Genomic DNA, 8,621 nt, shown 5'->3' with positions numbered 1-8,621 from the left:
GGACCCCCGAGACGTAGAGCGCACGAGCGGACACACAGCCTCCAGAGACAGGGCGGCCACGCACGGGCCGATACCGGGAACAGCGCGTCGAGCAAGGAGAGAGCCGCGTTGCCCCGGCTTTCCCCCCGGTTGCCCGGTGCCGTTTCGTCTGTCTCTTGTCCGGTGTCCTACGTGGTCCGGCCGGTCGGGAGGCCGTCGCGGACGGCGGCGGACAACAGTTCCGCTGCGCCCGCTGTCGGCCCGGGCACGAGTGTGGCGAGGAGTGCCTGGACGAGGACCTGGTAGGTGCACTCGCCGCCGCTGCTGTCCCGGGCCCGGAACCGGAGACCGCTGCGCACGTCGTCGGCCAGCTCGGCCAGGGAGACCGGCCGGTAGGTGAGCGCGTCCACCAGCAGCCCGTTCTCTGCCCGGACCAGCTGGCGTTCCACCTCCGCGTCGGTCGGCGGGCTGGACACACCGGCACTGCCGACCCCGTTGTGGTTCTTCGGGTCAGTCATGTGTCGGCGAAGCCTTGGACAGGCGGGCGAGCTCTTCCCGCAGGGCGGCCAGTTCCGCCCGCAGGCCCGCCAGCTCCGCCCCTTCGTCTCTCTCGCCCCCGCCACCCGCAGGGCGACGAGGGGTGTCATCGGAGGGCTTGCCCCCCGTGTTCTCCTTCAACGGGTCGTTCTCCTCCAGCAGGTCGATGATGGCGTCACGGAGGTTGCACTCCAGCTCCGCCGCGCGCTCGATGAGTTCGTCGGCGATCTCTTTGGCGTCGTCGACGATGGTGCGCAGGGACTGGATGATGCCGCGTCGCGGCCGGGACTCACTCATGAGGGGGTGTTCCTCACTGCTGGGGTGTGAGCACGCGAGAAGGCCTGATCGCCCGCGATCCTCCGGGTCGGTGGCCGAAGGTTCGGACGGAAAGCGTTCAGTTCTCTGAGTGCACGCCAGTACGCACCTCGGTGGCAACCCCGCGTGCGGGGGGCTCGGGAGGCAACGAGTTCCGGCCGCCGGTGCCGCGCGCGCCGTACACGCGCCCGCTGCCCCGGCCGTGACCGTTTCCCGCCGCCCCGACACCCGCGGGAAGTCCGCGGGATCGGGTGGTAGCGCGAAGACGGGAACGGGGCCGCCGGGTCGGCCGCGCGACGGTCGACACGGGGACCGTGCCGGACCCAGGCGCGCGCCGTCGGCCCCAAATGCCTTCCCCATCAGGGATGTTCATGGAGGGGATGGCCCGTCGCATGGTTCCGGCGGCCACCGACCTGCGGTGCGACGGGTGTAGGAGTGGAGGCCGGGACGAGGGCGCGAGCCGGAGCCGGCCGTGCTCCGATGTCCGGGCCGCACGCCGTACCGGGACAGCTGTGGATCTGTTGGCATAGAGACCATCGCGCTGAACGTTTACGAAAGCGGTCGGCAAGGACCCGTCGTGCCCGGCCGGACCCGCCACCTCCCGCCCGATCCTGACGCACTGCCACCCGAAGGCGAGGCCCGGTGTCCGACGAACCCCGCGACTGCGAACGCATCCTGGCACACAGCGCGGACACCGTCAGGCCGTTGATCCGCACCCAGGTCAACCGCCTGCCCGCGCACATCCGTCACCTCGCCGGACTGCACTTCGGCTGGTGGACCGACGACCGAACCCACCTCGACCACCAGGGCGACGGCAAGGCCCTGCGCCCCGCCCTCACCCTCCTGGCCTGCCGGGCCGTCGGCGGCGACCCGGCAGCGGCCCGTCCCGCGGCCGTGGCCGTGGCCGTGGAACTCGTCCCCTTACCACCGCCCTGGGGGCCCGCCAAGTGCTGACCGGCACAGGCATCGCCATGATCTTCGTCGCCGCCTGCGCTGCAGCACTACGGATCCGCAGCACGAAACGGCACCAGATCCGCACCCACGCACTCCCAGTTAGAGACCCACGCTCCTAGCCCTGGCCCAACGTTGCGTCAGCCGATCGGGCTACCGAGGGCAGTAGAGCTCCCCCATGCCACCCACGAGCAGGACGACCAGCCGCGGATGCACCAGGAACTCGGCGACGACCGCTGAGCACCGCACGCTGTGCCCCGCCAACCCCCCCAGGCCCGGGCGGGGCACGGCGTGAACCGCCCCGTGGCACAGTGGAACGGCTCGGTTTCCAGGGGAAGCGCGAGGCGGCGCTGCTTCCCGGGGCGCGTTGCCCGGACCGGGCTGTGGCAGGACCGCTGTGTCGCCTGAGCGGCTGGCCGTGGGTGCGGTGTGCGGGCTGGTGTCAGCTGTTGACGTTGACGGCTGACCAGGTGTCGGCGACGGTTGCGTAGGCGGTGCTGCCGGGGCCGTAGAGGTCGGCGGCGGCTTGGAGGGTGGCGGCGCGGGCGTCGTGGTAGTCGGTGGTGGTGGTCATGTAGGTGGTCAGGGCCCGGTACCAGATCTGTTCGGCGGCGAGGCGGCCGATGCCGGTGATGGTGCGGCCGTCGATGGTGGGGCTGTCGTAGTCGATGCCGTTGATGGTCTTGGGGCCGCTGCCCTCGGCGAGCAGGTAGAAGAAGTGGTTGGCGGGGCCGGAGGAGTAGTGGACGTCGATGTCGGCGATGCCGTCATACCAGTAGTCGGGGGAGCGGCCGTCCCGGGAGGGTCGGTCCAGGTAGCGCAGCGGGGTGCCCTTGCCGTTGAGGTTGAGGCGTTTGCCCATGAGGTAGCCGGGGACGTCGGTGGGGTTGTCGGTGTGGAAGGCTACGGCGGTGGCGAGGATGTCGCTGGTGGCTTCGTTGAGTCCGCCGGATTCGCGCTGGTATTCCAGGCCGGCGGTGGCGGAGGTCAGGCCGTGGATCATCTCGTGTGCGGCCACGTCCAGTTCGGTCAGCGGTTTGGCGTTGCCGGGCCCGTCGCCGTAGGTCATGCAGAAGCAGCCGTTGTCCCAGTAGGCGTTCGTGTAGTTGTCACTGGCGTGGACACGGCTGTAGGCACCGACACCGTCGCCGCGGATTCCGGTGCGCCCGTGTACCTGCTGGAGGTAGTCCCAGGTGGCGGCGGCGCCGTAGTGGGCGTCGACGCCCGCGGTCTCGTCGTCGCTCTGGGTGCCGTTGCCCCAGCGGTCGTCCTGGTCGGTGAACAGTTCGCCCTGGCCGGTGGAGGCGTGGTGCAGGTTGTAGGTCCGGTGGCCGCCGCGGGCGGTGTCGTTCATCTCGTACCGGAACAGGCTGTGCTTGGTGCCCAGGGGCACCGTGCCGTTGTACTGGCCTTGGCCGATGCCGGTGTGCACGGCCTCGTAGGTGTAGAGCTGGGTGCCCGAGGTCGCGTCGGTCACGATGTGGCGTTCGCTGGGGGTGCCGTCTTCCTGGGTGCCGTCCAGGACGGATTCCCAGGCCAGCGCGGGGGTTTGGGCGGCCGACCAGACGACCAGGCGCGGTAGCTCCGTGGTGTGGAGCGACTGCATCACCTGGACGGCCGGAACCGTGGGCGTGAGGGTCGGCACACTGACCGGCGCCCGGTGGGCGCGGGTGTCGGTGAGGGCGCCCTGCGAGGTGCGGTGGACGATCAGATCGCCGCCGAGGACCGGCAACGCGGCGAAGGTGCGGTTGTAGCGGAAGTGGACCGTGCCGTCCGCGTCACGAGTGGCGTCGTCGATCTGCAGGCTCTCGCGAGGGTCCAGGTTCAGCGCCTTCGCTGTCGCGATGGCGGCCTGGGCGGCCTCCTTCAGGAGCTCGGCGTGTTCCTGCGGGGACAGCGCGCCGCTTCGGGTCTGCGAGGTGTCAGGGGGTGTGCGGGCGGCGGCTCCTGTCGACTGAGCGCCCGTCAGTGCCAGGGTGGTCAGGAGTGCGAGGGCGGCGGCCAGCCGGGCGGGCCGACGGCGTCCGTGATGGGGGGATGCAGGCTGCAAAGGGGGATTCCTCGGTGCGTGCGGGCCACGGTGCGTGTCCACATGATCGTGTGCCGGCCCGCGGGCCGGCATCGGATGGCGTTGCCGCCCGGGGCCGGGTCGTCGTGCCCCAGCACCGGAACCGGCTGAAGGCGGCTACGAGCGGCCCGGCGACCCCGGCCGCTACTTGACGTTGGTGATGGGGGCGTTGGTGGCGACCGGGGGGCGGCTTCCGGGGCGATGTCGGCAGCGGGTGCGGCCGCGGGCTCAAGGTCGGCATCCGGTTCGAAGGCCATGAAGCAGCAGGATCCGCCGTAGCTGAAGTGGCCGAGCTCGTCGCCCTTCCTCACTTCCTGGTCCGTGCGGACGGTGGGAGTGACGGAGGAGATCTCGCTGATGCCGACGACGGCGAGGCAGACCATGCCGATGCGGGGAGCGGTGCTCTCGATGAACACCAGGGCCCGGGTGCTGGACGCCGCCGCACCGCCCAGCGACGGCCCCTGGCCGGCGGGGCCCGAACCGTCGAGCCCGGCTGTGCCGAACAGCAGGCCGGGGACGATCTCCACGTGCCGGACCACACCGTCGACCGGTGCGTGCCAGCGATGGTAGCCGGTGGCGGGGAGCAGCAGATGGAGGACGTCGCCGCCGACGAACCGGTCCGTGTAGGCGCTGTTGTCGAGTGCATCCGCCAGGGAGTAGCTCTGGCCCTTTGAGGGTGAGACCGGCGTTCTTCTCGACCTGCCGCTCGTGGCGGATCAGGGTGGAGTTGCTCGGCGCGAGGACGGCGGTGGGGGCGGTGGAGATCGGGCTTGGCCTTCCGGTGGAAGAAGTCGTTGAACGACGCGAAGCCCCGGTGCTCGGCGCTGCGGTCGGGGATCGCGTAATCGTCGAGCCGGTGGCTTTCGACGGCGTGCGGGGACAGCCGGTCGTTGTCCTCCTCGGTCAGCACGTAGCGGCTCGCGGAGCCGTCCAGGAACACGCACCACTCGGCGAGGATCTGCCGGCGGGCGGAGTTGAACGCCGGGGCGCGGAAGAGGATCTCGCCCGGCTTCGTCAACGACATGTTCGAGAACAGCGCGGACGGCGGGAAGAGGATCCGTTCCTCGGGCTTGGCGCGGTATTCGGGCGCGGTGGTGATGATCTGGTCCACGCACTGCAACAGTGCAACAGGTGCTCGACGCCGTGGACCGGCTGGAGGCCGCGCGGGAGCTGTTCGAGCATCCCGGACACCAGCGGCTGGATGCCGGCGTCGGTCTCGATCAGCTTCTTGAGGGTCACGACCGCGGGGCTGTGCGACTCCCTTTTGTCCCGGGCCCGGTCCGCGAGGTCCGCCAACCAGGCGTCGATCAGGGCGCCGGTGAGGTCGCCGAGCATGTCTGTCTCCTTGGCATTCGACCGACCACGTCCAGGTGGAGATCCTCGCGAGTCTCACCCTCGCAACAGGCGAGGAAACACGGTTCGTCGCCAAAGGGACTCGAAAGGATGACGGTGGCCGTTGACGTCACGCACGTGATGGCCGACGTGTCAGTCAGCCTTCGGTACCGCCGATGACGGGGCAGAGCCGTGTACAGAACAGGTTGAGGCATCTCCGTCTCCGGATCTGCCGAGAGGCAGGGCGAGCTCAGGGAGGCGACCGGGTGGGGTCCAGTTGGTCGATGTCGGGGACGGCGGATGTCACCGGGGGTTCCCCTTTCCCGGGAGCGGTAGGCCGTAGTCGGGTCGGCGTCGGGGAACACCATCGGATTGGCCGCCGACCTGTCGAATGGGTTCCCGGACGGCTTGGCATGATGGACGTGTCGTCAGTCTGGCCAGTTTCTTCCCTGGTCAGGCTTCGGCAGGGTCGGGGTTGAGCTCCGGGACGGGGTTGAGCCCCGGGACGGGGATGTCGACGGGGCCGGTCGGGGTGTCGTAGCGTCTGGTTTCCAGTTGCCAGGCCAGGCCACCGCCGATGCAGTGGTACGCCGCTTCCAGCCAGCGCCAGGCGGTGCCCTGCTCGGACCGGGACAGCTGGAGTTCGTCCATGATGGCCGGGAGCCGGTGCTGGACGGCGAGAGCGTCCCGGCACACGGCCTGGTACTGGGCGTGAGTCCGGTCGACCGGCAGCCTCATGCCGGAGGCCCACAGCCGGTTGGCCTTGAACTCCGCGAGGCCGGGGATGCGGTCCTCGACGGGTAGGCCGGTCTCCCACAGGTAGCTGCGGAGCCAGCGATCGTTGTGCTCGATGAACCTGTCGCGCCAGGTTGCCGGCGTGGTGGCGAAGAGCTCGCTACAGAGCTGGTAGAGCGTCCAGTTGGGCAGGTCCGAGCGCTCGGGCCGGCGGCCGCGGAAGATCTCGCGGGTGGCCTCGATGGCACCTTTCTTCGCCGCGAGGCTGTTGAATCCCAGCTCAGCGGGTGGTGATGTGCGCGCCCGGGGCGGGGCCGCTGACGGTGCGGACGCGGCGGACGGCCTTGGAGGTGGCGAGGGCGCGGGCCACGGACTTTGCCGTGTGGGCGTCCGCGGTCAGGAAGGCACAGGTGGGGCCGGAGCCGGAGACGATCGAACCCAGGGCGCCTGCGGTCCTTCCGGTGTGGAGGGTGGCGGCCAGCGCGGGGTGGAGGGAGAGGGCTGCTGGTTGGAGGTCGTTGACGAGCGCTGCGCCGAGTGCGGTGGCATCGCCGGTCTTCAACGCGGCGAGCAGGGCCGGATCGGCGGGAGGTTGCGGCCTGAGGCGGGCGTCGGCGGTGCGCAGGGTGTGGAGGCGGTCGTGTTCCGCGTAGACGGCCGGGGTGGCGAGTTCTCCGTGGGCGAGGGCGAGGACCCAGTGGAGGGGGCCGGTGACGGGCAGGTCGGTGAGGATCTCGCCGCGGCCCTGGCCGAGAGCTGCCTGACCCAGGAGGGCGAAGGGTACGTCGCTGCCCAGTTCGGCAGCGAGGGCGTGGAGTTGGGCAGGGGTAGCCCGGGTGTTCCACAGGGCGTTGCAGGCGAGGAGGGTGGCGGCGGCGTCGGCACTGCCGCCGGCCATGCCTCCGGCGACGGGGATCCGCTTGGTGATGTGCAGGGCCACTCCGGCGTCGGTCCCGTGGTGTTCGCGGAGGAGCTGTGCGGCGCGTGCGGCGAGGTTGGTGGCGTCCGTCGGCACCCGTTGTGCGTCGGTGCCAATGACGGTGACGGTGGTTCGCCCGGTGGCGGCGAGTGTGGCCGTGACGGTGTCGTGGAGTGCGACGGCGAGGAACACGGTGGTGAGTGCGTGATAGCCGTCGGGGCGGTGGGCGCCTACGGAGAGCTGGACGTTGATCTTTCCCGGTGCCGTCGCGGTGACGCTACGGGGCGTTGGAGGCGTGGCCGTGTTCATGTGGTCGACAGCTCCCTGGCCTGAGTGCGGGCCCAGGATTCGGCCTTGCGGACGTCCGCCAGGGTGAGGGCGGCGCTGGGGACGGGGCGGGAGGTGGCGTGCAGGACGCGGCGGACGGTGTCCACGATCGCGGTGAACGGGATGCGGCCGGTCAGGAAGAGACGGACGCATTCCTCGTTCGCGGCGTTGAGGACGGCCGGGGCGAGGCCGCCTTCGTCGCCTGCCTGACGGGCGAGGGAGACGGCGGGGAAGGTCTCGGTGTCCAGCGGGAAGAACTCCCAGGTGGCAGCGGTGGACCAGTCGCAGGCGGGTGCGGCGTCGCGGATCCGGTCGGGCCAGCCCAGGCCGAGCGCGAGCGGGATGCGCATGTCGGGCGGGCTGGCCTGGGCCAGGGTGGAGCCGTCGGCGTACTCGACCATGGAGTGCACGACGGACTGCGGGTGGACGACGACGGCGATGCGCGGCAGCGGCACGTCGAAGAGGAGGTGGGCCTCGATGACTTCGAGGCCCTTGTTCATGAGGGTCGCGGAGTTGACGGTGACCAGCGGACCCATGTTCCAGGTGGGGTGGGCGAGGGCCTGGTCGACCGTCACCCGGTCGAGTCGGTTCCGGGTGTAGCCGCGGAAGGGACCGCCACTGGCGGTCAGGATGAGCCGGCGCACCTCGCGGCGCTGGCCGCCGCGCAGGCACTGGAGTAGTGCGGAGTGCTCGGAGTCCACGGGGATCACCTGGCCGGGGCGGGCGAGTCTTCGGACGAGGGGGCCGCCGGCGATCAGGGACTCCTTGTTGGCCAGGACGAGTCGTGCCCCGGATTCCAGGGCGGCCAGGGTGGGGGCGAGTCCGATCGAGCCGCTGATGCCGTTCAGGACGCGGTGGCAGCCGATGGCCGCGACCTGGGTGGCGGCCTCAGGTCCGGCCAGGACGCGGGGCAGCCGCCGTCCGTTCGCCTGGGACTTCAGGGCCAGGCGCAGGGCCGGTGCGGCCTCGCGCCGGGAGGTGGCCACGGTCTCGACACCGAGGTCGAGGGCCTGTTGGGCCAGCAGTGGCAGGTTGCGCGTGCCCGCGGCCAGTGCCACGGCGCGTAGGCGGTCGGGATTGCGGCGGATCACGTCGACGGCCTGGGTGCCGATCGATCCGGTGGATCCCAGGACGGCTACGTCCCGTCGCCCCAGCGGCGGATCACCGGGGAGGTGGATGTCGGCGATGGCCATGGGGGCGTGGGTCCCGGGAACTGCCATGGATCTTCGTCCTGTCTGTTCGTACTGTGCCGGGGTGATCGGGTGTGCTTGCTCTTCAGGCGACGGTCCAGGAATCGGTTCCGGTGAGCAGCGTGGTGAGGCAGCCAGTGCCCATCTGCTGTGAAGCAATGGCAAGTTGACCTGCCATCAGCTCGTCGTAGACGGGTCGGTGGACGTCGCGCAGGACGCCGATCGGGGTGTGGTGGAGGGTGTCGGCGTCGGCGATCCGGGAGAGCGC

At 70.6% G+C, this 8,621-nt stretch carries 8 protein-coding genes and 4 pseudogenes; 2 read left to right on the top strand and 10 right to left on the bottom strand.

What is annotated here, in order from left to right:
- Window positions 1-167: 167 nt before the first annotated feature.
- Together ACIP37_RS37540 and ACIP37_RS37535 are read right to left on the bottom strand one after the other, a co-directional pair.
- Entirely contained in the window at window positions 168-497 is a 330-nt protein-coding gene (locus ACIP37_RS37540) for a hypothetical protein (RefSeq protein ID WP_400812550.1), read from the bottom strand.
- Window positions 490-813: a hypothetical protein gene (locus ACIP37_RS37535; protein WP_400812552.1), complete on the bottom strand. Its 324-nt coding sequence runs from the start codon at window positions 811-813 to the stop codon at window positions 490-492. The genes ACIP37_RS37540 and ACIP37_RS37535 overlap by 8 nt, the downstream gene beginning before the upstream one ends.
- Window positions 814-1,473: 660 nt before the next feature.
- Between ACIP37_RS37535 and ACIP37_RS37530 the strand changes: the two genes are divergently transcribed.
- The gene (locus ACIP37_RS37530) at window positions 1,474-1,785 is read left to right on the top strand and encodes a hypothetical protein (protein ID WP_400812554.1); all 312 of its coding nucleotides are present in this window, start codon (window positions 1,474-1,476) and stop codon (window positions 1,783-1,785) included.
- A 439-nt stretch (window positions 1,786-2,224) separates the two neighbouring features.
- On the opposite strand, the gene ACIP37_RS37525 is transcribed toward ACIP37_RS37530, so the two are convergent.
- From ACIP37_RS37525 to ACIP37_RS37515, 3 genes and pseudogenes are all read right to left on the bottom strand, one after another.
- On the bottom strand, window positions 2,225-3,832 hold the full coding sequence (locus tag ACIP37_RS37525; RefSeq protein WP_400812556.1) for a M4 family metallopeptidase: 1,608 nt from the start codon (window positions 3,830-3,832) through the stop codon (window positions 2,225-2,227).
- Window positions 3,763-4,512, bottom strand: a pseudogene (locus ACIP37_RS37520) (phosphatidylserine decarboxylase); the annotation flags it as partial. The pseudogene ACIP37_RS37520 and the gene ACIP37_RS37525, both read right to left, overlap by 70 nt.
- Before the next feature lie 260 nt (window positions 4,513-4,772).
- A pseudogene (locus ACIP37_RS37515) lies at window positions 4,773-4,949 on the bottom strand (phophatidylserine decarboxylase associated domain-containing protein); the annotation flags it as partial.
- Between the two features lie 32 nt (window positions 4,950-4,981).
- Here ACIP37_RS37515 and ACIP37_RS37510 point away from each other — a divergent pair.
- Complete coding sequence (locus ACIP37_RS37510; protein ID WP_400812558.1) at window positions 4,982-5,362, top strand: hypothetical protein; 381 nt, start codon at window positions 4,982-4,984, stop codon at window positions 5,360-5,362.
- A 273-nt stretch (window positions 5,363-5,635) separates the two neighbouring features.
- Here the strand turns inward: ACIP37_RS37510 and ACIP37_RS37505 are convergent, their stop codons facing one another.
- From ACIP37_RS37505 to ACIP37_RS37485, 5 genes and pseudogenes are all read right to left on the bottom strand, one after another.
- Window positions 5,636-5,920, bottom strand: coding sequence for a hypothetical protein (locus tag ACIP37_RS37505; RefSeq protein WP_400812560.1), 285 nt, complete (start codon window positions 5,918-5,920; stop codon window positions 5,636-5,638).
- Window positions 5,921-5,923: 3 nt separating this feature from the next.
- Window positions 5,924-6,160 (bottom strand): annotated as a pseudogene (locus ACIP37_RS37500) (terpene synthase family protein); the annotation flags it as partial.
- A 37-nt stretch (window positions 6,161-6,197) separates the two neighbouring features.
- Window positions 6,198-7,145 (bottom strand): 4-(cytidine 5'-diphospho)-2-C-methyl-D-erythritol kinase, encoded by a 948-nt coding sequence (locus ACIP37_RS37495; RefSeq protein WP_400812562.1) that lies wholly within the window; start codon window positions 7,143-7,145, stop codon window positions 6,198-6,200.
- Window positions 7,142-8,383 (bottom strand): 1-deoxy-D-xylulose-5-phosphate reductoisomerase, encoded by a 1,242-nt coding sequence (gene dxr, locus ACIP37_RS37490; RefSeq protein ID WP_400812564.1) that lies wholly within the window; start codon window positions 8,381-8,383, stop codon window positions 7,142-7,144. The genes ACIP37_RS37495 and dxr overlap by 4 nt, the downstream gene beginning before the upstream one ends.
- A gap of 55 nt (window positions 8,384-8,438) precedes the next feature.
- A pseudogene (locus ACIP37_RS37485) lies at window positions 8,439-8,621 on the bottom strand (2-oxoacid:ferredoxin oxidoreductase subunit beta); the annotation flags it as partial.

It is taken from the genome of Kitasatospora sp. NPDC088861 (assembly GCF_044750105.1).
Classification (GTDB): Bacteria; Actinomycetota; Actinomycetes; order Streptomycetales; family Streptomycetaceae; genus Kitasatospora.
The sequence above is the reverse complement of the archived record's forward strand: the minus strand, read 5'-3'. Positions and strand labels throughout refer to the sequence as shown.

What these genes read in the sequence shown, in the direction of transcription:
- ACIP37_RS37540 (WP_400812550.1), bottom strand. Translation starts at nt 497, where the DNA reads ATGACTGACCCGAAGAACCACAACGGGGTCGGCAGTGCCGGTGTGTCC.
- ACIP37_RS37535 (WP_400812552.1), bottom strand. Translation starts at nt 813, where the DNA reads ATGAGTGAGTCCCGGCCGCGACGCGGCATCATCCAGTCCCTGCGCACC.
- ACIP37_RS37505 (WP_400812560.1), bottom strand. Translation starts at nt 5,920, where the DNA reads ATGAGGCTGCCGGTCGACCGGACTCACGCCCAGTACCAGGCCGTGTGC.
- ACIP37_RS37495 (WP_400812562.1), bottom strand. Translation starts at nt 7,145, where the DNA reads ATGAACACGGCCACGCCTCCAACGCCCCGTAGCGTCACCGCGACGGCA.
- dxr (WP_400812564.1), bottom strand. Translation starts at nt 8,383, where the DNA reads ATGGCAGTTCCCGGGACCCACGCCCCCATGGCCATCGCCGACATCCAC.